Annotated in this window: 20 protein-coding genes; 9 read left to right on the top strand and 11 right to left on the bottom strand. The window is 66.1% G+C overall.

Annotated elements, in window-relative coordinates:
- The first annotated feature begins 74 nt into the window (after positions 1-74).
- Positions 75-3014, top strand: a complete 2940-nt coding sequence (rapA, locus tag ACGK9R_RS00345) for an RNA polymerase-associated protein RapA (protein ID WP_394577583.1) — start codon at positions 75-77, stop codon at positions 3012-3014.
- A gap of 69 nt (positions 3015-3083) precedes the next feature.
- Here rapA and ACGK9R_RS00340 read toward each other — a convergent pair whose 3' ends face one another.
- Positions 3084-3995 carry a TIGR01777 family oxidoreductase gene (locus ACGK9R_RS00340; RefSeq protein WP_394577582.1) on the bottom strand — a complete coding sequence of 304 codons (912 nt, stop codon included), beginning with the start codon at positions 3993-3995 and terminating at the stop codon, positions 3084-3086.
- Positions 3996-4087: 92 nt separating this feature from the next.
- Between ACGK9R_RS00340 and ACGK9R_RS00335 the strand changes: the two genes are divergently transcribed.
- The 5 genes from ACGK9R_RS00335 to fabB all read left to right on the top strand — a co-directional run bounded on the left by ACGK9R_RS00335 (position 4088) and on the right by fabB (position 9641).
- Positions 4088-5176, top strand: coding sequence for an NAD(P)/FAD-dependent oxidoreductase (locus ACGK9R_RS00335; protein ID WP_394577581.1), 1089 nt, complete (start codon positions 4088-4090; stop codon positions 5174-5176).
- 170 nt (positions 5177-5346) lie between these two features.
- The gene (locus tag ACGK9R_RS00330) at positions 5347-6267 is read left to right on the top strand and encodes a MerR family transcriptional regulator (RefSeq protein WP_394577580.1); all 921 of its coding nucleotides are present in this window, start codon (positions 5347-5349) and stop codon (positions 6265-6267) included.
- Positions 6268-6328: 61 nt separating this feature from the next.
- Positions 6329-7735, top strand: coding sequence for a deoxyribodipyrimidine photo-lyase (gene phrB / locus ACGK9R_RS00325; RefSeq protein ID WP_394577579.1), 1407 nt, complete (start codon positions 6329-6331; stop codon positions 7733-7735).
- Between the two features lie 160 nt (positions 7736-7895).
- On the top strand, positions 7896-8411 hold the full coding sequence (gene fabA / locus ACGK9R_RS00320; protein WP_394577578.1) for a 3-hydroxyacyl-[acyl-carrier-protein] dehydratase FabA: 516 nt from the start codon (positions 7896-7898) through the stop codon (positions 8409-8411).
- 12 nt (positions 8412-8423) lie between these two features.
- Positions 8424-9641: a beta-ketoacyl-ACP synthase I gene (gene fabB, locus ACGK9R_RS00315; protein WP_394577577.1), complete on the top strand. Its 1218-nt coding sequence runs from the start codon at positions 8424-8426 to the stop codon at positions 9639-9641.
- Positions 9642-9883: 242 nt separating this feature from the next.
- On the opposite strand, the gene ACGK9R_RS00310 is transcribed toward fabB, so the two are convergent.
- The 4 genes from ACGK9R_RS00310 to ACGK9R_RS00295 all read right to left on the bottom strand — a co-directional run bounded on the left by ACGK9R_RS00310 (position 9884) and on the right by ACGK9R_RS00295 (position 13680).
- Complete coding sequence (locus ACGK9R_RS00310) at positions 9884-10645, bottom strand: lysophospholipid acyltransferase family protein (protein WP_394577576.1); 762 nt, start codon at positions 10643-10645, stop codon at positions 9884-9886.
- A complete protein-coding gene (locus ACGK9R_RS00305) occupies positions 10642-11529 on the bottom strand; it encodes a sugar nucleotide-binding protein (protein WP_394577575.1) in 888 nt (295 codons plus the stop codon). Before ACGK9R_RS00305 ends, ACGK9R_RS00310 begins: the two co-directional genes overlap by 4 nt.
- Before the next feature lie 64 nt (positions 11530-11593).
- Positions 11594-12199 carry a single-stranded DNA-binding protein gene (locus ACGK9R_RS00300; RefSeq protein WP_394577574.1) on the bottom strand — a complete coding sequence of 202 codons (606 nt, stop codon included), beginning with the start codon at positions 12197-12199 and terminating at the stop codon, positions 11594-11596.
- A gap of 101 nt (positions 12200-12300) precedes the next feature.
- Complete coding sequence (locus tag ACGK9R_RS00295) at positions 12301-13680, bottom strand: MFS transporter (protein WP_394577573.1); 1380 nt, start codon at positions 13678-13680, stop codon at positions 12301-12303.
- A gap of 236 nt (positions 13681-13916) precedes the next feature.
- On the opposite strand from ACGK9R_RS00295, the gene uvrA reads away from it, so the two are divergent.
- The 3 genes from uvrA (at position 13917) to ACGK9R_RS00280 (ending at position 18178) form a co-directional block, all read left to right on the top strand.
- A complete protein-coding gene (uvrA, locus tag ACGK9R_RS00290) occupies positions 13917-16748 on the top strand; it encodes an excinuclease ABC subunit UvrA (protein ID WP_394577572.1) in 2832 nt (943 codons plus the stop codon).
- A gap of 89 nt (positions 16749-16837) precedes the next feature.
- Entirely contained in the window at positions 16838-17581 is a 744-nt protein-coding gene (locus tag ACGK9R_RS00285; protein WP_394577571.1) for a Crp/Fnr family transcriptional regulator, read from the top strand.
- Between the two features lie 51 nt (positions 17582-17632).
- Positions 17633-18178 (top strand): hypothetical protein, encoded by a 546-nt coding sequence (locus tag ACGK9R_RS00280; RefSeq protein ID WP_394577570.1) that lies wholly within the window; start codon positions 17633-17635, stop codon positions 18176-18178.
- 36 nt (positions 18179-18214) lie between these two features.
- Here the strand turns inward: ACGK9R_RS00280 and ACGK9R_RS00275 are convergent, their stop codons facing one another.
- The 6 genes from ACGK9R_RS00275 to flhF are packed head-to-tail and all read right to left on the bottom strand — an operon-like array spanning position 18215 to position 23490.
- On the bottom strand, positions 18215-18856 hold the full coding sequence (locus ACGK9R_RS00275; RefSeq protein ID WP_394577569.1) for a flagellar motor protein MotB: 642 nt from the start codon (positions 18854-18856) through the stop codon (positions 18215-18217).
- Between the two features lie 4 nt (positions 18857-18860).
- Positions 18861-19676 carry a motility protein A gene (locus tag ACGK9R_RS00270; protein WP_394577568.1) on the bottom strand — a complete coding sequence of 272 codons (816 nt, stop codon included), beginning with the start codon at positions 19674-19676 and terminating at the stop codon, positions 18861-18863.
- 41 nt (positions 19677-19717) lie between these two features.
- On the bottom strand, positions 19718-20416 hold the full coding sequence (locus tag ACGK9R_RS00265; RefSeq protein WP_394577567.1) for an RNA polymerase sigma factor FliA: 699 nt from the start codon (positions 20414-20416) through the stop codon (positions 19718-19720).
- A gap of 19 nt (positions 20417-20435) precedes the next feature.
- A complete protein-coding gene (locus ACGK9R_RS00260) occupies positions 20436-20852 on the bottom strand; it encodes a flagellar protein FlhE (RefSeq protein ID WP_394577566.1) in 417 nt (138 codons plus the stop codon).
- 35 nt (positions 20853-20887) lie between these two features.
- Positions 20888-21364, bottom strand: a complete 477-nt coding sequence (locus ACGK9R_RS00255; protein WP_394577565.1) for a hypothetical protein — start codon at positions 21362-21364, stop codon at positions 20888-20890.
- Positions 21361-23490: a flagellar biosynthesis protein FlhF gene (flhF, locus tag ACGK9R_RS00250; protein ID WP_394577564.1), complete on the bottom strand. Its 2130-nt coding sequence runs from the start codon at positions 23488-23490 to the stop codon at positions 21361-21363. The genes ACGK9R_RS00255 and flhF overlap by 4 nt, the downstream gene beginning before the upstream one ends.
- Positions 23491-23522 lie beyond the last annotated feature (32 nt).

Genomic DNA, 23522 nt, shown 5'->3' with positions numbered 1-23522 from the left:
GCGTTAGAATCCCCCGCCCTATCGCCGCCTGTCCGCAGGCGGTTCGCCCCGTTTTCGAACTTCCTTGAGGCACCATGAGCGATTTCATACCCGGCCAGCGCTTCATCAGCGACGGTGAAGCCGACCTTGGGCTGGGCACCGTACTCAACGGCGATGCCCGCAGCGTGACCATCCTGTTCAGTGCCAGCCAGGAAACCCGCACCTACAACACCCGCCAGGCGCCCCTGACCCGCGTGGTGTTCGGCAGCGGTGACCGGGTGATCGCCGCCGAAGGCTGGCAGATCACCGTGGACGAAAGCACCGAGCACCGGGGACTGATCACCTACCACGGCCAGGACGACGACGGTGTGACCCGCGAGCTTCCCGAAACGCGCCTGGCCGACACCATGCAGTTCAACCAGGCGCGCGATCGTCTCTTGACCGGCCAGGTGGATCGCAACGACTGGTTCGACCTGCGCTTTCGCACCCTGCACCACTACCAGCGTATCGAGCAGCACGCAGCGCTGGGCTTTGGCGGCCCGCGCATCGACCTGATTCCTCACCAGCTCTATATCGCCAACGAGGTAGCCAGCCGCCGCGCGCCGCGCGTGCTGCTCGCCGACGAGGTAGGCCTTGGCAAGACCATCGAGGCCGGGCTGATCCTGCACCGGCTATTGCTGACCGGGCGCGTTTCGCGGGCGCTGATCCTGGTGCCGGATAGCCTCACCCACCAGTGGCTGGTCGAGCTGCTGCGCCGCTTCTCGCTTGAGGTGACGCTGCTCGACGAAACCCAGAGCCAGGCCCGGGCCGACGCCAACCCGTTCGAGAGCGCCCAGCTGATTCTGGCAAGCCAGGGGTGGCTGTTCGCCAACGAGGCGCGCCAGGCCCAGGCGCTCGATAGCCGCTTCGATCTGCTGATCGTCGACGAAGCCCACCACCTGGAGTGGCACGCCGACGGCGAAAGCGGCCCGGGCTATCGCTGCGTCGAGCAGCTCGCAGGCCAGGTTCCCGGACTTTTGCTGCTGACCGCCACGCCGGAGCAGATGGGCCTCGAGAGCCACTTCGCCCGGCTACGCCTGCTGGACCCGGAGCGCTACCACGACCTTTCCCGCTTCAAGCAGGAAGAGAGCCACTACGCTGAGGTGGCCGCCGCCATCGAGGCGCTCGACGCGCTGCCCGCCGCCCGCGAGCAGGTGGCCGCGGTGGCCAGCGACCCGGACAGCCAGGCGCTGCTGGCCACGCTATGCGACGACGCCGCCGCTGATGAAGCAAAAACCCAGGCCCGCGAGCAGCTGCAAAACGCGCTGCTCGACCGCCACGGTACCGGGCGGGTGATGTTTCGCAACAGCCGCCGCCACGTGGGCGGTTTCCCCGAGCGCCACCTGCACCAGAGCGCTTTGGAGCTGCCGTCCGCCTATCGGCGCGTGCTGCGCCGGGTCGAGCGCGATGAGGACTACCTCGACGAGCTTCTGATCGAAACCGGCATGGATCACCCGGACGTGCTGATCTACCCGGACGCCACCTACCGCGCGCTCTCCGACGACCCACTCAACGGCGAGCCCTGGTGGCAGATCGACCCGCGGGTGAACTGGCTGCTCGAAAAGCTCGCCGATACCAATGATGACGGCCTGGCCGGCGACAAGGTACTGGTGATCGCGCACCATCGCGAAACCGCCGAGGGCCTTTCCGAGGCGCTGCGCGTGCTCGGCGGTTTGCATGCCCCGGTGTTTCACGAGGATCTTTCGCTGATCGAGCGCGACCGCGCCGCGGCGGCCTTCGCCGACGAAGAAGAGGGCTGCCAGGTACTGGTGTGCTCGGAGATCGGCTCCGAGGGGCGCAACTTCCAGTTCTGCCGCCACCTGGTGATGTTCGACATGCCCCAGCACCCGGACCAGCTCGAACAGCGCATCGGCCGGCTCGACCGGATCGGTCAGCGTCACGCCATCGAGCTGCACGTGCCCAGCTTCAGCGCCTCGCCCGGCGAGCGGCTTTTACGCTGGTACCACGAAGGCATGAGCGCCTTCGCCGCGCCTCACGGCGTGGGCAGCGAGCTGTTCGATACCTTTGGCGACGCGCTGGCCGACGCCCTGCTCGACGACGAGGCGCTCGACGAGATCATCGAGGAGACCCGGACGTTCTTCACCGCGAAGATGGCCGAGCGCGAAGCCGGGCGCAACCGCCTTCTGGAGCTCAACGCCTGCCGCCCGGCCCGCGCCGAGCAAGTGATCGAGGCGGTGCGCGAACTCGACGAGGATACCGCCCTGCCGCGCTACGTCGAGCGCGCGCTCGACGTGTTCGGCGTCGACAGCCAGGAGATCGGCCGCGATCTCGTGTATCTGGCGCCTGGCTCGCACATGCTCGACGGCCTGCCCGGGCTGATCAAGGGCGAAGAGGGCTTCTCGGCTACTTATAAGCGCGACGTGGCGCTGGCCCGCGACGACGTCCATCGGCTCAGCTGGGAGCACCCGCTGGTGCGCGAAATGATGGGCCGGGTGATCGACGGCACGATGGGTAACACCGCGCTGGCGCTGTTGCGTCACCCGTCGATACCCAGCGGACGGCTGATGGCGGAGCTGGTGTTCTGCACTCACTGCCCGGCGCCGAAAGCGCTGCATCTCAACCGCTTCCTGCCGCCGACCACGGTACGCGTGCTGCTCGACGAGTCCGGCGCCAACCTGACCGCCAACATCTCCTTCACCGGGCTGTCGAAGAACGTGCAGAAGGTCAACAAGTCGATGGCACGCGACCTGATCAAGAGCCGGCTGACCGAGCTGCGTACGCTGTTGAGCCAGGGCGAAGCCGAAGCGGAGAAGGCGCTGCCGGGACTCGTCGAGCAGGCACGCAGCGCCATGCGCGCCCAGCTCGACGGCGAACTCGACCGCCTCGAGGCGCTCGCTCGCCACAACCCGGCGGTACGCGATGAAGAGCTCGAAGCGGTGCGGCGCGAGCGCCAGGCCCTCCTTGAGGCGATTGGCGCCACCCGCCTGCGCCTCGATGCGGTGCGCGTGGTGATTACGGTCGATTCCGAGTCGTGAATCGTGAATCGTGAATCGTGAACCGTGAACCGTGAATCGTGAATCGTGAATCGTGAATCGTGAAGCAGGCTAGTCGTCGCCCAGGATGTCGGCGAGCGCCTTGTCGAGGGTCGGGTAGCCGAAGTTGAACCCGGCCTCGTGCAGCCGGTCCGGGCGCATGTCGGCGCCGGTGAGCAGCAGCCGCGACATCTCGCCAAGCCCCGCTTTCAGCACGAAGGCGGGCACCGGGAAGAGCGCCGGACGGTTCAAGTGGTGCGCCAGGGTTCTGGTGAATTCCCGGTTGGTCACCGGGTGCGGGGCGCCGGCGTTGAACGGCCCTTCCAGCCCGGACCGGTTGATCAGGTAGATGATCGCCTCGACCAGGTCGTCGCGATGCACCCAGGGCATGAACTGCTCGCCGCTGCCAAAGCGCCCGCCCAAACCCAGCTTGAACGGCGGCAGCATTTTGGCGAGCGTGCCGCCGCCTTCGTCGAGCACCAGGCCGATACGCACAATTGCAAGCCTGACGCCGAGCGCCTTGATCGGCTCGGCGGCGGCTTCCCACTGGGCGCATAGCCGGTGGGCGAACTCCGGGTGCGGCGGGGTCTGCTCATCGACCCGCTTTTTCCCCTGATCGCCGTAATAGCCCATGGCCGAGCCGCTGACCATTACCGTGGGCAGCGGCTTATCGGCTTTCTTGAGCGCCTTGCAGAACTCGACCAGCGCCGTGGTCGCTTCCACGCGCGAGCTGATCAGGCGCTTTTTCTGCGCATCGCTCCAGCGTTTGCCGGCAATCGACTCGCCGGCGAGATTGACGATCGCCTCCGGCGGGGTATCGACAAACCCCATGGCGCTTTTGGCCGTGCTGCACTCTCGCGGCAGCACCCGCGCCGCTTGGGAGGGTGAGCGCGAGACCACGTCAACCTGATGGCCCGCGTCGATCAATTTTCGACAAAGCCGCTGGCCCACGAAACCGCTACCGCCAGTCACCAGAATCCGCATTGAAACCTCCCTGCACGACGTCTAGCTGCAAAAATGCTGTACAAAAGTGCTACGATACGTCCACTGAGTGTAACCCATTCCCGCGAGGAGTCATGTTCGAAACCACCCACCGGGGCCGGCGCCCCGAACGCGTCGCCGTAATCGGCGCCGGTATCGCCGGGCTCGCCTGCGCTCAGGCGCTCGCCCATCAGGGCGTTCACGTCGCGCTGTTCGACAAGGCGCGCGGCCCCGGTGGGCGCATGGCCAGCAAGCGTCGCCCCGGCGCGGTATTCGACCTGGGCGCGCAAACCTTCACCGCCCGCGATGCGCGCTTTCAAGCGCTGGTGGCCTCGCTCGAGCAGGAAGGCGTGATCGCCCGCTGGCCGAGTGTGAGCTACCGCGTTAACGACGACGGCGGCTGGACACCGCTGGCGGATGGAAAGCCCCGCTACGCCGGCGCCCCGCGTATGAGTGCGATCACTTTTGCGCTAAGCGACCGGCTTACGCGTTCTGGCCACGTTACGAGCCGCTTTGAGACGCGTATCCGGGCGCTGCAAAAGAGTCCCGGCGACAAGCAGGTCTGGCGGCTGGTAAGCGATACCGGCGAGGTTTTCGGCCCCTTCGACACCGTGGTAATCACCGCGCCGCCACCCCAGGCCCAAACGCTGCTCGATGAGTGGGACACGGCATTGGCCAACGCCTGCGCAGAAAAACCGCAGCGAAGCTGCTGGGTGGCCTGGGTGCGCTTCGAGACGCCGCTGCCCGCCCTTGACGGCATTGCGCGCTGGGAGACGCTGCATGCGCACCACCCGGCGTTGCGGCTGGTCTCGCGCAACCAGACCAAGCCTGGCCGCGAGGCGCAGCCCGAAAGCCTGAGCCTGCTTGCCCAGCTCGACTGGAGCGACGCATACCTCGAGCGCCCGCCCGAGGAGGCGGCCTGCGCGCTGTACGCCGCGTTTCGCTCGCGGCTGCCCGCAGGCATAACGCTGCCCAACATCACCGATCTTGGCGCTCATCGCTGGCGCTATGCCCAGACCAAAGAGCCGTCGCGGGAGTCATACTTGTACAGCGCGCAGGGCCTTGCGCTCTGCGGCGAGAGCTTTCGCGGCAGCCGCGTCGAGGACGCCTGGCTTTCGGGGCACGAGCTTGGAAAGGCATTGGTAGCGCTGCCAACGGGTTACAGAAATAAAACGCCCGTATAATGTTTCGCACGCTGAAGGTTGTACCCAAAGGCAAAAAGTTGTACAAATTACGCGACATAAAAGACTTTAACGTTATATCAGACGGCGCGCAGGTCACGAAAACGCGCCGCCGCCATTCATGAAAGATCCCTGTAGCAAGCGCGGCAGGCAACCAAGAGGCAATGGCGCCCATGAGTACAAAGGCGACCCACCCCCCCGATACGCCCCTTTATCCCATTCGGGAAGTGTCCCGATTGACCGGCGTGAATTCGGTCACGCTGCGCGCCTGGGAGCGCCGCTACGGTCTTATCTGCCCCGAGCGCACTCCCAAGGGGCACCGCCTCTATGCTCAGGACGACATCATTCGCATCGAGCGTATCCTGCAGTGGCTCAACCGCGGCGTGCCGGTCAGCCAGGTGGCGGATCTGCTCGATCAGCCGGAAACCGTCGAGGCGCCGGCCCCGGATGCCGGCGACTGGGCCAGCCAGCGCCAGCAGCTGCTCGCCACCATCGAGGCGATCGACCTGCCCAAACTCGAATCGCTCTATCAGCAGAGTCTGGCGCTCTACCCGTTGAGCACTGCGGTCAACGAGCTGTGGCAGCCGGTGATCGCGACGCTGGAAGCCAAGTGGGCGATCGAGCCCGATGCGCTGGTTCGCCGGGCGCTGGAGGCATTTCTGCGCAGCCAGGTCGGCATTCGCCTGCACTACGCCAATCAGGCGACTCGCGGCCCCTTGATCCTGCTCAACGCCATGCCCGACGACCCCGGCCCGCTGTGGATGCTGATGACCGCGCTGATGGCGAGCGAACAGGGCTACCGCGTGCAGCTTCTGGATCATTCGCTCTCTCTCGAGGATCTGCCTCAGGCGGTCACGCGGCTGCACTGCTCGATGGTGCTTCTCACCAGCGGCCAGCGTGAAAGCGACGAGTTCATCCGCCACGCGCTGCCCCGCGCCGCGACCACGCTGAGTGTGCCGATCGGCGTGTGCGGCGACGTCGCCCGCCAGCGCGACGCCGACCTTCGCGACAGCGATGTTCACGTGCTGGGCGACGACCTGCCCCAGGCGATCGCCAGACTGCGCCCGCTGCTGCGCGAGTCCGGCATTCTCTAAGGCTCCAGCCATCACGCCGGTGTCTTGCCACGCCGGCGCTTCATGCTTCAGGGAGGGCTTTATGGCGCTTCAGCTCGTATGGTTTCGCACCGACCTTCGCACCTTCGATCACGCCGCTCTCGCCGCGGCGGCAGAGAAAGGCCCGGTGGTGGCAGTGTTTTTACGCTGTATCGAGCAGTGGCAATCCCACGGTCACGGCGCCAACAAGATCGACTTCTGGCACCGCACGGTGCGCGCGCTCAAGGAGAGCCTGAACGCGCTCAATATCCCGCTTTTGCATCGCGACATCGGCCGCTACGACGCCGCCGCCGAGGCGCTTTTGGAGATTGCCCGCGAGCACGGCATCGAGCGGCTGCACTTCAACCGCCAATACCCGCTCAACGAGCAGCGCCGCGACCTGGCGGTGCTCGAGGCGTTCAAGGATGCCGGCATCCCCGCCCACGGCTACCACGACGCCGTCGCCTACGCCCCCGGAACGCTGTTGACCGGCAAGAACGAGTACTACAGCGTGTTCACGCCGTTCTCCAAGGCCTGGCACAAGCACCTCAAGGATTCGCAGTTGCACGTGCTCGATGCGCCCAAAAAGCAGGACGCGCTTTCGATCGGCAACAACGCCATCCCGGCGCTGCCGGAACTCGAGCAAAAGCCGGTCAACCAGAAGGCCTGGCCTGCGGGTGAGGACGCCGCCGGCGACGCGCTCGCGCGCTTTTTGCAAAAACGCGCCAAGCGTTATAACGAACAGCGCGACTTCCCTGCGGTTGCCGGCACCAGCGAGCTTTCGCCCTATCTGGCCCTCGGGGTGCTCTCCTATCGCCAGTGCATGCAGGCGGTAATGAGTCATAACGGCGGCCACCTGGCCGACGGCGACAAGGGCCTCACCACCTGGGTCAGCGAATTGGTATGGCGCGAGTTCTACCAGCACGTGGTGGTGGGCTTTCCCCGCGTGGCGCGCCACGAGCCGTTTCAGGAGCACACTAGAGCGCTCAAATGGCGCGACGACGACGAAGGCTTCAAGGCCTGGTGCGAAGGGCGTACCGGCTACCCGCTCGTGGATGCCGCCATGCGCCAACTCGTGAGCACCGGCTGGATGCACAACCGGCTGCGCATGGTCACGGCGATGTTTCTGAGCAAGCACCTGTTGATCGACTGGCGCCGCGGCGAGCAGTTCTTTCTCGAGCATTTGATCGACGGCGAGTTCTGCTCGAACAACGGCGGCTGGCAGTGGGCCGCCTCTACCGGCACCGACGCCGCGCCCTACTTTCGTATCTTCAACCCCACCATCCAGTCGACGCGCTTCGACCCCCAGGGCGAGTTCATCGCCGAGTGGCTGCCGGAACTCGCCGAACTGCCTGCCAAAGCGCGCCACGCTCCGCCGCGCGACATGCTGACAAAGGTCGACTACCCCGAGCCAATCGTCGATCACAAGGCGGCCCGCACCCGGGCGCTGGAGGCGTTCAAGGCGCTGTGAACGCGCGCGTTAACGCCAATCCGCCGAGGATGGCGTGCATTGTGCGGTTTCCGGAAGTAGACTAGGCGTGGCCTTGCCAGCCGTCTGTCGCGCAGGGCCCACAGCCTGGGCCCGGCCTCGACAGGCGGCCAACGTCCACCTTGAACCTCGGAACGACTCAGTGACCAAGCAACATTCCTTTGATCGCGAAGAACTGCTGGCCTGCTCGCGCGGCGAGCTGTTTGGCCCCGGTAACGCGCAGCTTCCAGCGCCCAACATGCTGATGCTCGATCGCATCACGCACATTCACGAAGAAGGCGGTGAGCATGGCAAGGGCGAACTGATCGCCGAGCTCGATATCACCCCGGATTTGTGGTTCTTCGACTGCCACTTCCCCGGTGATCCGGTGATGCCGGGCTGCCTGGGTCTGGACGCCATGTGGCAGCTGGTGGGCTTTCATCTGGGCTGGCTGGGTCACCCGGGCCGCGGGCGGGCGCTGGGCTGCGGCGAAGTGAAGTTCAGCGGTCAGATCATGCCGGATGCCAAACTCGTCACCTACCGAATCAACATCAAGCGGGTCATCACGCGCCGGCTGATTCTCGGTATCGCCGACGGCACGGTGTCCGTGGACGGACGCGACATCTACCAGGCCAATGACTTGCGCGTTGGCCTATTCACCTCCACCGCGAATTTTTAACAGGAGGCTTCCATGCGACGAGTGGTAGTCACCGGCCTGGGCATCGTATCCTGCCTGGGCAATGACCAGCAGCAGGTACTGGATGCGCTGAGAAACGGGCGCAGCGGCATTCGCTTTAAAGAGGAGTATGCCGAGCGCGGGTTTCGTAGCCACGTGGCCGGCAGCGTCGATATCGACCTCGAGGCGCTGATCGACCGCAAGCTCTTGCGCTTCATGGGCGACGCGGCGGCATACGCCTACGTCTCCATGGCTCAGGCGATCGAGGACTCCGGACTCACGCCCGAGCAGGTCTCCAACGAGCGTACCGGTCTGATCGCAGGCTCCGGCGGTGCTTCCAGCGCCAACCAGGTGGATGCCGCCGACGTGCTGCGCGAGAAGGGTCTTCGCCGCGTGGGCCCCTACCGCGTCACCCGGACCATGGGCAGCACCGTCTCCGCGTGCCTGGCCACGCCGTTCAAGATTCGCGGCGTGAACTACTCGATCTCCTCGGCCTGTGCCACTTCGGCGCACTGCATCGGCAGCGCCATGGAGCAGATCCAGCTGGGCAAGCAGGATGTCGTCTTCGCCGGCGGCGGTGAAGAGGAGCACTGGACGCTGTCGTGTTTGTTCGACGCCATGGGCGCGCTCTCTACCCACTACAACGACACCCCGGCAACCGCCTCGCGGCCTTATGATCAGACCCGCGACGGCTTCGTCATCGCCGGCGGCGGCGGCATGGTGGTGCTCGAGGAGCTCGAACACGCGAAAGCGCGCGGCGCGAAGATCTACGGCGAGGTCGTGGGCTACGGTGCTACTTCCGACGGCGTCGACATGGTCGCGCCTTCCGGCGAAGGTGCGATGCGCTGCATGCGTCAGGCCATGGCGACGGTCGATGGCGATATCGACTACATCAACACCCACGGCACCTCGACGCCGGTGGGCGATGTCGCCGAGCTTAAAGCGATTCGCGAAGTGTTCGGCGACACGACCCCGCCGATGAGCTCGACCAAATCGCTGACCGGCCACTCGCTGGGCGCCACCGGCGTGCAGGAAGCGATCTACTCGCTTTTGATGATGCAGCACGGCTTCGTCGCCGCCTCGGCCAACGTCACTGAACTCGACGAGCAGGCCGACGGCTTCGATATCGTCACAACCCGGCGCGACGACGTCACCATCGAGCGCGCGCTCTCCAACAGCTTCGGCTTTGGCGGCACCAACGCCTGCCTGGTGTTCCAGCGCTACGCCGACTAGCACAGCATGCGGCCACAAAAACGGCGCCCTTCGGGCGCCGTTTTTGTGAATTCGCTCTGTGCAGTGCCGGGCAACCCTACGCGAGGGCGCCGTACGCGGGCCGCTGTGAATACCTCCCTGTACGCTACTTTCGCCTTCCCTGGCGAAAGACCCTCGCTACGGGATGCCCGGCAGCGCCCAACTCAGCCATCATACGTCCGCACCGGACCGAGAACCCTTGGAACCTATCCGGCTCGAACGTACTACCGAACCGGCGGCGCAACGCTCATGGCCACGGGTTCGCCGCGCGGCACCTCGGAAATCTCCTCAAGCGTCGCTTCGATCCAGCGCTCCACCTCGACGAGCACTTCGTCCGGCGTGCGTCCTTCGGTTGCGATCGGCTCACCGATACGCACGCGCAGAACGCCCGGGCTCTTGACCCAGTGGCGCCCGGGCCAGCGCTCGCCGGCGTTGTGGGCTACCGGCAGCACCGGCACGCCGGCGCGACACGCCACCACCGTGCCGCTCTTGTTGTAGCGCCGCCGATGTCCCGGGTCGACCCGCGTGCCCTCGGGGAAGATCAGCACCGAAAGCCCGCTTTGCAGGCGCGCGACGCCCTGGGTGAGCACCTGCTTCATCGCCCGAGCGGGTTTGGAGCGGTCGAGCCCGATCGGGCGCAGCAGACGCAGCCCCCAGCCGAAGACGGGAATACGCAGAAGCTCCTGCTTGAGCACGGTGCATACCGGCGGCTTCATGACCTGGAGAAACACCGTCTCCCACTCGCACTGGTGGTTGGCCTGGATCACGCAGGGCCCACTGGGGATGTGCTCGCGCCCCTGGATGTCGTAGCGCACGTTGCACACCAGGCGAAACCAGAAGATCAGAAAGTAGTTGTAAAGATTCAACAGCCGGTAGCGCCCGGCCAGCGGCAGAAACGGCGCCAGCGGCAGAAACAGCACGCCGCAGGCGAGCATGACCGAAAAGTAGCCCAGGTAGAACACCAGGCTACGCAGCACGTTGATCAAACGGAATCTCCTCGTTCCGGATGGTGCTGGTCGCGGGTCAAACACCAGGCGTCGAGCATCCGCCCCACTTCCAGCCGCCAGGGCTTCTGATGCACGCCGAACACGTCCAGCACCCGGCGGCAGTTGAGCACGCGCCGCAGCTTGGCGTCGTGGTGGTGGTTGAGCGCCTTCACCGCGCCCAGCGCCACCGTTTCACCGCGCCCTTCCAGGTGGGTGGCGAGCTGGGTGCGTACCATCGAGGTAAAGGTAAAGGGGCTGACCGGCTCCACCCCTGCCAGATGGTAGGCTCCCCAGGCCTCGGCGCCACAGCCCTGCTGGGCGAGCATGCCGATCAGCGCCATGGCCACAGAGTCCGCCGAGGTCGGGCAGCATATGACGTCCTCGGCGGCGCGCACGCTCTCTCCCATCACCAGCCGGTCGATGAGCTCGCCAAGCCAAGCGTGGCTGCCGTCGAGGGCGAAGAGCGGCCCCAGCCGCACGATCAAGTGGCGGTGATACTCGGCGCGAATCCGGTTGCCCGTAACCACCAGCCGCCGCAGGCTCTCGTCGCGCGGGGCGGGCACCACGTGCTCGTCGATGGGGATATCGAAGCCCTCTTCGTAGAGCTGGTCCGACACGCACCAGACCAGCGCCACGCCATTGGCCTTGCACGCCTCCATGCACGCATCGACCGCATCGGCGTAGGCGCTGACGTCCGCCGGCGCCATCTGCTGAGGCACCGCCAGCGGCGGGATGATCACCGCGTTGGGTGCGATCGTCGAAAGCGTCTCGGCATCCACCCGCATACCCTGCTCGATGACGAGCTCCGTATCCGCCCGGCGGCTGGCCTCGCGGGCCAGCGCCAGGCTCAGGCAGTGCCCGGCATCCAGGATCAAAAGCTTCAAGGCAGGCGGTCTCCTCTACGCGCGACGGTTCCAAAAAAGATGGTCACGATCACGTGCGACGCAATCAGAACGGGATCTCGTCGTCGAAATCGTCGAAGTTGCCCGGGTCCGGCGCGCCGAAGCGGCCGCCCTGGTCGTTCGGGGCACCCTGGCCGCCGCGGTTGGGTGCGCCCTGCCCGCCCTGCTGGGGGGCGCTTTGCTGACCGCCGTACGGATTGTGCTGGGGCGGCGGGGTGTTGGGCTGGTTCTGGTGATTCTGATAGTTCTGGCCGCCCTGGGGGGCGCTGTTCTGATAGTTCTGCTGCGGTGCGCCGCCGCCCTGGAAGTCGCCGCCGCGGCTATCGAGCATCTGCATGTCGTTGGCCACGACTTCGGTGCTGTAGCGGTCCTGGCCGTTCTGATCCTGCCACTTGCGCGTTTGCAGGCGCCCTTCGATATAGACCTTGGAGCCCTTCTTGAGGTACTGCTGGGCGATCTCGGCGGTCTTGTTGAACAGCACGATACGGTGCCACTCGGTGCGCTCCTGGCGCTGACCGCTCTGGCGGTCGGTCCAGGTGTCCGAGGTCGCCAGGTTCAGGTTCGCCACCGCCGTGCCCGACGGGGTGAAACGCACTTCCGGGTCCTGGCCCAGGTTACCGATCAAGATGACTTTGTTAATCCCGCGCGCCATGGCTCGCTCCTGTTGAGTAGGTCGGTTCGGTTATGCCGTCGTCACGCGCTAGGGTATCACTGATTGCGTCGCGACGAATTCACTGTTTACGCCTGTCGGGGTCAGGGTTTGTCGGTGGGAATCAGCTTGTTCAGAGCGCCGCGGTCAAGCGCCTTGCGATTCACCTTGAGATACATCAGCCGCTCTTCGGGCACCACCATCACGTCCTCCACGCCGACCACGTCGGCCAGGCGCTGCATCAAAAGCGCCAGCGTGTCCGGATGGGTGTCCTCGAGTGCGACCACTTCGCTCGAAAGCGGCGGCGGGCTCGGCAGGCGCCACATGAACAGCCACCAGCCAAGCGCCAGCACGGCGCAGCCGATGAATACCGCGTCCAGGCCAAAAGCGCTGGAGAGCGCCCCGCCCAGGGTGCCGCCGAGAAACGCACCGAGAAACTGGCTGGTCGAGTACACGCCCATGGCGGTGCCCTTGGCGCCGGCCGGGGCGAGCTTGCTCAACATCGACGGCAGCGTCGCCTCGAGCAGATTGAAGCCGGTGAAGAAGACGAACAGCCCAATCAGCAGCGCATGGCCGTGAAAGCTCGGCAGCGCCAGCAGCGCCAGGCTCAGCGCGATCGCACCGATCGCCAAAAGGCAGACCGCCTTGATCCGCTGGCGCTTCTCGGCAACGATCATCAGCGGCACCATGGCCACGAACGACAGCGCCATGATCGAAAGGTAGGCCAGGCCATGGTACTCGAGCGCCACCCCCGCCTCGACGAGGCGAAACGGAATGGCGACAAAGATCGCCATCAGAATCAGGTGCAGCGAGAAAATCGAGCCGTTCAGGCGCCAGAGATCCAGCCGCGCCGCCACGCTCTTGAACTGGGCGCGGTCCATGCCCACGTCCTTGTGGCGCAGTCGGCGCGGCGCCGGCGGTACCCAGCGCCACAGCACCAAAAGCCCGGCCAGGGTCAGCGCCGCCGTGGCCCAGAACACCCCGGCAAGCCCGGCCTTACTGGCAAGCCAGGGGCCGAGCACCATGGCGATGGCGAACGATACGCCGATCGAAAGCCCGATGGTGGCCATGGCGGCGGTGCGCACCTGCTCGCGGGTCTGATCCGCGAGAAGCGCCATGATCGCCGCGGCGACGGCGCCGGCGCCCTGTAGCGCACGCCCGGCGATGATGCCGCCGATGCTGTCTGCGGTCGCGGCGACGATGCTGCCAAGGGCAAAGGTCACAAGGCCGATGGCGATGATACGCTTGCGCCCAAAGCGGTCCGACAACAGCCCAAAGGGAATCTGCAGCGTCGCCTGGGTGAGCCCGTAGATGCCGAGCGCGACGCCGATCAAAAACGGTGTCGCGCCCTCGAGTGCATCGGCGTAGAGCGCCAGCACCGGCAACACCATGAAAAGCCCCAGCATGCGGGACGCGTACAGCCCGGCAAGCCCACTGATGGCGCGGCGTTCGGAAGCCAGCAGCAGTGTGGAAAGGTTGCGCATAGTGCCCTTGATCGTAAACGTGTAATCGCGGCCTTGAATAGCGGCCTTGCCGTCCGCGCTCGGGGTGCAAGCGCCGGCAAACGGTGGCGGGCGCAAGCGCCCGAGAAAGCCCTCCATTCTAGCGCTTAAGCCAGACGCTGGAAACGCTCGCCTTGCGACAAAGCGTCTCTGCCGCTTTGCCGTAACCGGGCGGGCGAACGTATAATTGCGCTTTTGCCACGCGATTCGAGGTGTTGATGGACAGCATTCTGGTCAGAGGTGCCCGCACTCACAACCTCAAGCAGATCGATGTGGAGCTGCCGCGCGACAAGCTGATCGTGATTACCGGCCTTTCCGGCTCGGGGAAATCCTCGCTCGCCTTCGATACGCTGTACGCCGAAGGGCAGCGCCGCTACGTGGAGTCGCTTTCCACCTACGCGCGCCAGTTTCTTTCCATGATGGAAAAACCCGATGTCGACCACATCGAAGGGCTCTCGCCGGCGATTTCCATCGAGCAGAAATCCACCTCCCACAACCCGCGCTCCACCGTCGGCACGATCACCGAGATCTACGACTACCTGCGCCTTTTGTTCGCCCGCGCCGGCACGCCGCGCTGCCCGGAACACGGCGAGGACCTCGAGGCCCAGACTATCTCGCAAATGGTCGACCAGGTGATGAACCTGGAAGAAGGCACCAAGCTGATGCTGCTCGCGCCGGTGGTCAAGGGCCGCAAGGGCGAGCATCTCCAGCTTCTGGCGGAGCTGCGCGCCCAGGGCTTCGTGCGCGTGCAGATCGACGGCCAGGTGCTCGAACTCGACGACATCGCTCCGCTCGACAAGCGCAAGAAGCACGACATCAGCGTGGTGGTGGACCGCTTCAAGGTGCGCGACGACATCGCCCAGCGTTTGGCGGAGTCCTTCGAGACCGCGCTCAACCTGGCCGACGGCACGGCGATGATCCACTTCATGGACGGCGAGCGCGAAGACCTTGCGTTCTCCTCGCGCTTCGCCTGCCCGGTGTGCGGCTACTCGCTCTCCGAGCTCGAGCCGCGCATGTTCTCGTTCAACAACCCCGCCGGCGCCTGCCCGACCTGCGACGGCCTCGGAGTTCAGCAATTCTTCGACCCGGAGAAGCTGATCAGCCACGAGGAACTCTCCCTGGCCGAAGGCGCGATCAAGGGCTGGGACCGGCGCAACATCTACTATTTCACCCAGCTCCAGGCGCTGGGCAAACACTTCGATTTCAAGCTCGAAACGCCCTGGAACGAGCTCGAAAAGCGCCAGCGCGACATCATCCTCAACGGCAGCGGCAATGAACCGGTGCCGTTCAGCTACGTCAGCGACCGCGGGCGCAAGGTAACCCGCGAGCACGCCTTCGAAGGCGTGCTGCCCAACATGCAGCGCCGCTACCGCGAAACCGAGTCGAACATGGTGCGCGACGATCTGGCCAAGTACATCGCGGTCAAGACCTGCTCGTCCTGCCACGGCTCACGCCTGCGCCGCGAGTCGCGTCACGTGTTCGTCGACGATCGCAACATCGCCGACATCGTGCGCACGCCGATCGGCGAGGCGTGGCGGTACTTCTCGACCCTGGGGCTGCCTGGCCGCAAGGGCGAGATCGCCGAGAAGATCATCAGCGAGATCCACTCGCGCCTCGAGTTTCTGGTCAACGTCGGCCTCGACTACCTGACGCTGGAGCGCAGCGCCGATACGCTCTCCGGCGGTGAAGCCCAGCGTATCCGTTTGGCCAGCCAGATCGGCGCCGGGCTGGTCGGGGTGATGTACATTCTCGACGAGCCCTCGATCGGGCTGCACCAGCGCGACAACGACCGCTTGCTGAAAACCCTGGAGCGGCTGCGCGATCTGGGTAACACCGTGATCGTGGTCGAGCACGACGAGGACGCTATCCGCGCCGCGGACCACGTGCTCGATATCGGCCCCGGCGCTGGCGTTCACGGCGGCGAGATCGTCGCTCAGGGCACGCCCTCGGATATCATGGCGAACAAGGACTCGCTCACCGGACAGTACCTGTGCGGCACTCGCGAAATCGCCGTGCCACCGCACCGCATTCCCGGCAATCCGGAAAAGCAGCTGGTGCTGCGCGGCGCTACCGGCAACAACCTGCAGGACGTCACGCTCACACTTCCGCTGGGGCTATTCATCGCCATCACCGGCGTGTCCGGCTCGGGCAAGTCGACGCTGATCAACGGCACCCTGATGCCGATCGCCGCGCGCGACCTGAACCGCGCATCCACCTTGACCCCGGCGCCCTACCAGGCCATCGAAGGGCTCGACCAGCTCGACAAGGTGATCGATATCGACCAGAGCCCGATCGGGCGCACGCCGCGCTCCAACCCGGCTACCTACACCGGTATCTTTACGCCGATTCGCGAGCTCTTTGCCGGCACCCAGGAGGCGCGCTCGCGGGGCTACAAGCCGGGCCGGTTCAGCTTCAACGTCAAGGGCGGGCGCTGCGAGGCGTGCCAGGGCGAGGGCATGATCAAGGTAGAGATGCACTTTCTGCCGGACATCTACGTGCCGTGTGATGTGTGCAAGGGCAAGCGCTACAACCGCGAGACCCTGGACATCCACTACAAGGGCAAGACCATCCACGACGTGCTCGAGATGACCGTCGAGGAGGGCCTCGAGTTCTTCAGCCCGGTGCCGGCCATCGCCCGGCGCCTGCAGACGCTCATGGACGTCGGGCTCTCCTATATTCGCCTGGGCCAGAGCGCGACCACGCTCTCCGGCGGCGAGGCGCAGCGGGTCAAGCTCGCCCGGGAGCTCGCCAAGCGCGACACCGGCCAGACGCTCTACATTCTCGACGAGCCGACCACGGGGCTACACTTCGAGGATATTCGCCAGCTTCTGACGGTGCTGCACCGCCTGCGCGATCACGGCAACACCATCGTGGTGATCGAGCACAACCTCGACGTGATCAAGACCGCGGACTGGATCGTCGATCTTGGCCCGGAAGGCGGCTCCGGCGGCGGGCGTATCATCGCCGAGGGCACCCCGGAGCAGCTGGTCAAGCAGGCGGGGTCGCACACCGGCGAGTTTCTCGGGCCGCTGTTGCAAAAAAAGAAGTAAAGAAATAAAAAAACGATAAGGACATTCGTTTGGTGTGAACGTATCGTCGCTTCCCGGGCCCGCCCGCGCGGCTAGCAGAGGAGAAAATCATGAGTCAGGAAAAGAGCTGTATCGTTCGCCACTTCAACCACTACTATTCGTTGTCGAAAGACGAAGAGCAGCTGCTTGACTCGTTGGAAGAGAGTCCGGTCGATCAAAAGGCCGGCTCGCTTCTATGGGAGATGAAGGAGCCCGCCACCGAGTTCTGCACCCTGAGCAGCGGCTGGGCCTACTCCTATCGCCACCTGGAAAACGGCGATCGTCACATCATGGAAGTGTTTCTGCCCGGCGATATCATCGGCCTTCGCGAGTTCGCTTTTTCCCAGCGCCTGGAGAACGTGCGCTTCATCACCGACTGTGTGGTGTGCCGCTTTCCCCACAAGCGCATGATCGATCTGTTCAGCCAGTCGCTTCCGCTGACCTCGGTCATGTTCGCCATCAGCAGCCGCCAGCAGTCGCTTCTGACCGAGCGGCTGGTAAATCTGGCAAGGCGCAGCGCGCGCCAGAAAATGGCCCACTTCATCCATGAAATGTACGTGCGCCTGAGCCAGACCAACCCGGATCTGACCGGGCAGTTTCGCCTGCCGCTCTCCCAGGAGCAGCTTGCTGACGTTTTGGGGCTGAGCCCGGTGCACGTCAGCCGCACCTTCACCGCGCTCAGCGAGGCGGGGCTGGTTTATCGCGACCGCCATCATGTCAACGTTCCCGACCTCAAGGCGCTGGCCGCCGAAGGCGAGTTCGACGACTGCTACCTGAGCGATAACGTGCGGCCCCTGCTTGGCCAGACCGGCTGACCCGGGCCCGTTTTGACCGACTTGTTTCATTCACCGTTTGGCGCTTTTTCCATGATCCACCGTTTCTCCTTGCTGCTCGCGCTCGGCGCGGCGGGGCTCGCTTTCGCCGCCGGCGCCCAGGCGGCCAGCTTTCCCGTCAGCGACCAGGTGCGCTTCGGCGCCTGGCAGAGCGCGACTCTCGAGGATGGCGATAAGCGCCACTTTCGCGCGCTGGAAAGCGAAAGCTACTCGGACGCCACGCTGAGCGTGAACGCCACCGCCGGTATCTGCCACCTGCCCTGGCTCGAAATGCGCGTGACGCTGGCCGAGTCGCAAACCGAGAGCCGTACCACCCGGCTGGTACCGGCGCGGCTGCGCGTCGACCAGACGCCGATGCTGGAGACGATGGCGGAGTTCATCGTCGAAGAGGGCGACGACGGCTTCTACAGCCACTTCTATCTGGGCGATCTCGCGGCGCTGCTTTCGCGAATGAGCCAGGGCGAAAAGCTCTTCATCGGCTTCGAGCAGGAGGACGGCGCGCCCTGGACCATGACCTTCACGCTCGACGGCGCAGGCCAAGCGATCAGCGAAATGCAGCGGCGCTGCGAAAGCGCTTAGGCTCTGTATGACGCTCGTCGACTTTACACACCGCCCCTAGGGCGCGGGCTTGCGCAGTACGAATTCGACGCGCCGGTTGGCGGCGCGCCCCGAGGCGGTGTCGTTGCCTTCGAGTGGGCGCGTATCGGCGTAGCCCACGGCGCGCAGCCGCGCTCGCGCTACGCCGTCCTCCTCGAGATGACGCACCACCGCGATCGCCCGCCCGGTCGAAAGCTCCCAGTTGGAAGCAAACGCCGCGGTGGCAATGGGCACGTTATCGGTATGCCCCTCCACCGACACCTCGCCGTCGAAGGTGTCGATCACCTCGCCCAACCGCTCGAGCACGTCTTCGCCCTGGGCGGTCAGCTCGGCGTCGCCGCTGGCGAACAGCAGGCTGTCGTTAACGCGCAGCGTCACGCCTTCGCGGCCCTGGCTCACACTCACGCCCTGAATATCGAGCGCCGCCATCGCAGGCGACAGCCCGCTCTGGCGGGGTAACAGCCCTGAAGAGAGCGGCTCAAGCCCGCCGCCGGTTTGTGCAGCCTCGCCGTCGCCGCCTACCGGGGTCAGCGCCAGCAGTAGCACGAACAGCGTGATCAAGAGCGTCAGCACGTCAAGGTAGCTGGTCAGCCACCCTTCATCGCCCTCGCCTGCCGTGAACGGTGACTCCAGCGCGTGGCGGGCGTCGCGGTTGAGCATGGCGCTACCCTTTCGCCGTTACGCCGCCGCCCGGGCGCGGCTTCACGTGGGGGTCGTTGATCTCGTCGTGGTAGTTGGCGATAAACGAATTGAGCGTCTCTTCGATGAACGACGGCAGGCGGCGCTTGGTGATCAGCGAGATACCTTCGAGCACCATATTCATGGTGATCAGGCGCTCCTCGGTGCGCCGCTCGAGCTTCACCGCGATCGGCTTGAACACCAGGTTGGCAAGCAAAATGCCGTAGAAGGTGGTCAGCAGCGCTACCGCCATGCGCGGGCCGATCACCTCGAGATTGCCCGCGTCCATTATCTCGAGCATGTTGACCAGCCCCACCAGGGTGCCGATCATGCCAAACGCCGGGGCATAGGTCGCCATGGTGCGAAAGATCTGCGCCTCGGCGTGCTCGCGCGCCTTGAGTCGGGCGATGCGCCAGCGCAGCATGTCGAAGATTTCATCTTCCTTGGTATTGGCGATGACCAGCTGGATACCGGTGCGTAGAAACGGGTTGCGGGTGTGCTCGAGCTCGCGCTCGACCGCGCGCACGTCGCCCTTGAACCAGAGCCTGGCCATCGATACCAGCTCCTCGATGTCGTCGCGCACGAAGGTGTTCTCGCGGCGAAACACCAGCCCCACCAGGCGCACCACCCGCACTACCTCCTTGAGCGGGTAGCTGATGAAGGTCGCCGCCAGCGTACCGGTCACCACGATGGCAAGGCCGGGCAGGTTGATGAAGCTTTCCGGGGTCTCGGCGGTGAAAAACAGCACGCTCACCAGCAGGAGAATGCTGGCGCCTATTCCGATCAGGGTAGAGGGGTTCATCGACGGCTCCTCGCCGGTTGAAGTGGACGGTAAACGGCGGCTCAGTCCGCCTCGTAGAGGCGCGCGCGCAGCCGGCCGATGGCCTGGCTGTGCAGCTGCGACACCCGCGACTCGGTGACGCCCAGCACGGCGCCGACCTCCTTGAGGTTGAGCTCTTCCTGGTAGTAGAGCGCCATCAAGAGCTTCTCGCGCTCCGGCAGCGCCTCGATCGCCGCGATCAGCACGTCGCGCTGCTGGCCATCCAGAAGCTCCTCGAAGGGCGCGTTCTGCGCCTCCTGAATCGGCTCGCCCCCCTCTTCCAGAAGCTCCTCGAAAGGCAGCAGGTGGCCGCTGTTGGTGTCGGCGAGCAGCTGCTGGTACTCGGTCAGCGGCATCTCCAGGTGGCGGGCGATTTCGCTCTCTTCCGGGGCGCGCCCAAGGCTCTGCTCGAGATGGCGAATGCCTTCGTCCATGGCGCGGGCCGAGCGGCGCACGCTTCTCGGCAGCCAGTCGCGGGTGCGCAGCTCGTCGACCATCGCGCCGCGAATGCGCTGGCTGGCAAAGGTGGCAAAGCTTGCGCCCTGGCCGGCGTCGAAGCGCCCCAGCGCCTCCAGAAGACCGACCATGCCCGCCTGGATCAGATCATCGAGCTCGATGCTGGCGGGCAGGCGAACCTGCAACGCCAGCGCCTGACGACGCACCAGCGGCATGTGCTGGGAGATCATCTCGCTGTGTTGAATTCTGCCCTGTGCTGTATACATCGGCGTGCCCTGTGGCTAGTCACTGGTAGTTCACGATGACGTGAAGCCCCTTCACCTGTACCGGGCGCTGGTGGGGTGCCAGCGCGAAGCGAAACGCAAGCGGCGCCCCGGCGGAGAGCCCGGCAAGCCCGGTGACACTTCCGCGCTGGCCGTCGAGGGCCACACAGCGCTCCGGGTGGCAAAGCCAGGCGCGAATAGCAGCGCCCGGCGGCGCCTCGAAGCGCCAGTTCACCCGCTCGATGCGCCCGCGCTGGACCTCGGCCAGCGCCGGTGGCGAAAGCGCCTGGCTTTCGCTCGCCCGGTCGCTCATCGCCACCATCAGCCCGCTCGCCTGGGTGCTCCAGCTGCCGCTTCCGGCCAGCGCCGCAAGCGGCAGCGAGGCGGCGATTAACGCCACGAGCAAGCCGGCAAGCAGTCTGGCAACGATGTTTTTCATCCCGCACCTCGCTAAATCGACCTGGCCATTATGACTTACCTGGCGAGGATCAAAAGCTCGATATTCAGGTAGTTCGCAGCGGTTTTCTGCAGATTCTCCAGCAGCCCCCGGCGCGGCAGCCCCGGTTCGTGCAGCGCCAAAAGCCGATGCGGGCCGCCGTTATCGTGCAAAAGCCGAAGCGTTCGGTACATGGGCGCGAAGGCGTCGGCGTCGCTTTGCACCCAGAGCGCCCAGCGGGCGTAGCGGGCGGTCAGCGCGTCGAGCGGCGCGGTAGCGTCCACCGCCACGATGTCCCAACTCTCCGGCGTGGCCGCCCAGCGCCGGCCGAGCGCCGCCCACTCACAAAGCCGCGCCTTGACCGGCTCGGGGCTGGTGGACGCCAGTCCCACCACCGCCAGCGGCCGGCGCGGGGCGGGCGCTTCGGCCTTCTGAACCTCGGCGTTTTTTTCCGCGGCGCCGGCGCGCAGGCTCGCCCACTGACGCAGGCCCGCGGCCTGGTCATTGTCACTCACGCCAGGGCCTCGCGGCTGACGCTGCCGAGCTGGCGGATGGCGTCACGAGTCATCAGGGTGTGCAAAAGCGCCTCCAGCAGCGCCGCGTCGCGGCGCTTGCGCGAGGTACGCGCCAGGCGCAGCAGCTGCTGTCTGAGCGCCTGCGCCTGCTCATCCTCGGCGTTGTCCAGGTGAGTCGCGACTGCCGCCGCGCCGCTGGCCATTAGAAGGCGCAGCGGCACGCTCACCTCGCCGCCGTCGGCCTCCTTCAGCGTCTGCCAGGCGCGTTTGGTCAGCGCGGTCGCGCCTTCACTTTGCAGCTGGGTCACCAGCAGCGAAAACGTTTCGGTGCCGAGCCGGGCCGGGGTCAGCCAGTAGCGCCGCGCCACGCGCTGGGCGGTTTCCGGGTCGCGAAGCTCCCCCACCCAGGCGATCAAGCGGCGCCCTTCGCGATCATCGACCTCGGCGTGGGCGCTGTAGAGTTCAAGCGTTTGGCCGCGAAAGCGCACGGCCTCGCGGTGGGCAAGGGCGCTATCGGCGAACAGCGCCGTCAGCGCGTGGCGCTCACCCTGCCACTCTACCCGCTGACTGCCGCTGACGCGGCTGATCCAGGTCAAACGTTCGGCTTCCAGCGCGTCCAGCGTGTCAGCCTCGGCCAGGGTCGGCAGCAGATGCACCGCGGCCTGGTGCTGGGCCTCGATGCGCGCTTGCCAGCCGGCGTTCTGGCGGTGTTGCAACAGCGTCAGCGCGCAGAGCCGGCCGTCGGCGTCGAGCGCCATATCCGGCATCGCCCAGGCCACGCCGCGCTCGGCCCGCCGCGGCGACCACGCCACGCCCAGCGCGTTCTGCTCCCGGGCGCGATCTGCCAGCGCCTCCAGGCGCCGGTCGTGCAGCACACCGGGCAGCGCGGCGATGTCCCAGGCCGCCTCGAGCAGCGCAAAGCCGGCCACGCGCTTTCGCAGCCCGGCCAGCAGCAGGCTCAGCCGCCGCCCCTGGCCCAGCACGTCTCTTGACCAGCGCGGCGACAGCGTATCGACAGCCCAGGCCTGGGGCGCGGTAGCGGTGGGCATCGCGGCGGCCAGCGCCTGATCGACCAGCGTCGCCGGGTCGGCCAGCGCCATGTCCTCCGGCACCCGCTGGCCGTGGGAGCAGAACAGCACGCGCAGGCCATGGCGCATGACGATATCCAGAAGCGGCGCGAGCCGGCCGGCCTCGTCCTGCTTGGTGATGATGCACTCGTCGAGCTCCGCGCCGGCGGCGCGGGCGGCCTGACGGTAGCGCAGCACCACCTCCTCGAGGGTGTCGGGTTGGCTGGCGGCGTTGAGCACCAGCACCAGGCGCACTTTCGAGCCACCGCCCTGGAGCTGGTCGACCTGCTCGATCACGCGCTGGTCGCGCTGGCTCATGCCGACGGTGTCGACGATCACCCACTGCTTGCCGCCCAGCCGCCCGAGCAGCTCGTCGATCGGCTGCTCCTGGTCGAGGGCGTACATCGGTGTGTCGAGCAGGCGGGCGTAGATGCGCAGCTGCTCGTGAGCGCCGATACGAAAGCTGTCGGTCGTGACCAGCGCCACCGGCCGGGTACCGTGGCGCATGACGAACCGCGCGGCGAGCTTGGCGGTGGTGGTGGTCTTGCCCACCCCGGTGGGCCCGACCAGCGCGACGATTCCGCTCTGCTCGAAAAAGTCCGCTTCACGCTCGAGCACGGCAAGCCGCGCGATCAGCTGGTCGCGCAGCCACGCCATGACCGGCGCGTCACGAACGTCGCGCGCGGCCAGCGCAGCGGGCAGCGCCTCGCTTAACTCCTCGCCAAGCTCGGCGCCAAAGCCGAGCCCGGCGAGCAGTGCTTTGAGCGAAGCGTCCGTGCTCGGCGCGGACTCGGGGTGGGTGCGCGACAGCAGCGCGCGCATGTCCTGCATTTCGCGCAGCAGGCGTTCGCTGAGCGCATCGAAAGGGTGTTCGGCGGGGGCCGGCGCGGGCGGGCTCGGCTCGGCGTGGTCGAGCGCGGCGTCGTCGGCCATGGCCAGAATCTCCACGCCGTCGTCACTGCGCCGGTTGGCCACGATCAGCGCTTCGTCGCCGAGCGCGGCGCGCACCTGGCGCATGACATCGCGGCTGTTCGTTCCCACAAAGCGTCTTACGCTCATACGTCTCCTCTCGCGTTGTTCGAAGCGGCGCG

The organism is Halomonas sp. HNIBRBA4712 (genome assembly GCF_043558675.1).
GTDB lineage: Bacteria > Pseudomonadota > Gammaproteobacteria > Pseudomonadales > Halomonadaceae > Vreelandella.
The sequence above is the reverse complement of the archived record's forward strand: the minus strand, read 5'-3'. Positions and strand labels throughout refer to the sequence as shown.

Coding starts and splice junctions, on each gene's coding strand:
- rapA (WP_394577583.1), top strand. CDS start 75: ATGAGCGATTTCATACCCGGCCAGCGCTTCATCAGCGACGGTGAAGCC.
- ACGK9R_RS00340 (WP_394577582.1), bottom strand. CDS start 3,995: ATGCGGATTCTGGTGACTGGCGGTAGCGGTTTCGTGGGCCAGCGGCTT.
- ACGK9R_RS00335 (WP_394577581.1), top strand. CDS start 4,088: ATGTTCGAAACCACCCACCGGGGCCGGCGCCCCGAACGCGTCGCCGTA.
- ACGK9R_RS00330 (WP_394577580.1), top strand. CDS start 5,347: ATGAGTACAAAGGCGACCCACCCCCCCGATACGCCCCTTTATCCCATT.
- phrB (WP_394577579.1), top strand. CDS start 6,329: ATGGCGCTTCAGCTCGTATGGTTTCGCACCGACCTTCGCACCTTCGAT.
- fabB (WP_394577577.1), top strand. CDS start 8,424: ATGCGACGAGTGGTAGTCACCGGCCTGGGCATCGTATCCTGCCTGGGC.
- ACGK9R_RS00300 (WP_394577574.1), bottom strand. CDS start 12,199: ATGGCGCGCGGGATTAACAAAGTCATCTTGATCGGTAACCTGGGCCAG.
- ACGK9R_RS00295 (WP_394577573.1), bottom strand. CDS start 13,680: ATGCGCAACCTTTCCACACTGCTGCTGGCTTCCGAACGCCGCGCCATC.
- uvrA (WP_394577572.1), top strand. CDS start 13,917: ATGGACAGCATTCTGGTCAGAGGTGCCCGCACTCACAACCTCAAGCAG.
- ACGK9R_RS00285 (WP_394577571.1), top strand. CDS start 16,838: ATGAGTCAGGAAAAGAGCTGTATCGTTCGCCACTTCAACCACTACTAT.
- ACGK9R_RS00280 (WP_394577570.1), top strand. CDS start 17,633: ATGATCCACCGTTTCTCCTTGCTGCTCGCGCTCGGCGCGGCGGGGCTC.
- ACGK9R_RS00275 (WP_394577569.1), bottom strand. CDS start 18,856: ATGCTCAACCGCGACGCCCGCCACGCGCTGGAGTCACCGTTCACGGCA.
- ACGK9R_RS00270 (WP_394577568.1), bottom strand. CDS start 19,676: ATGAACCCCTCTACCCTGATCGGAATAGGCGCCAGCATTCTCCTGCTG.
- ACGK9R_RS00265 (WP_394577567.1), bottom strand. CDS start 20,416: ATGTATACAGCACAGGGCAGAATTCAACACAGCGAGATGATCTCCCAG.
- ACGK9R_RS00260 (WP_394577566.1), bottom strand. CDS start 20,852: ATGAAAAACATCGTTGCCAGACTGCTTGCCGGCTTGCTCGTGGCGTTA.
- flhF (WP_394577564.1), bottom strand. CDS start 23,490: ATGAGCGTAAGACGCTTTGTGGGAACGAACAGCCGCGATGTCATGCGC.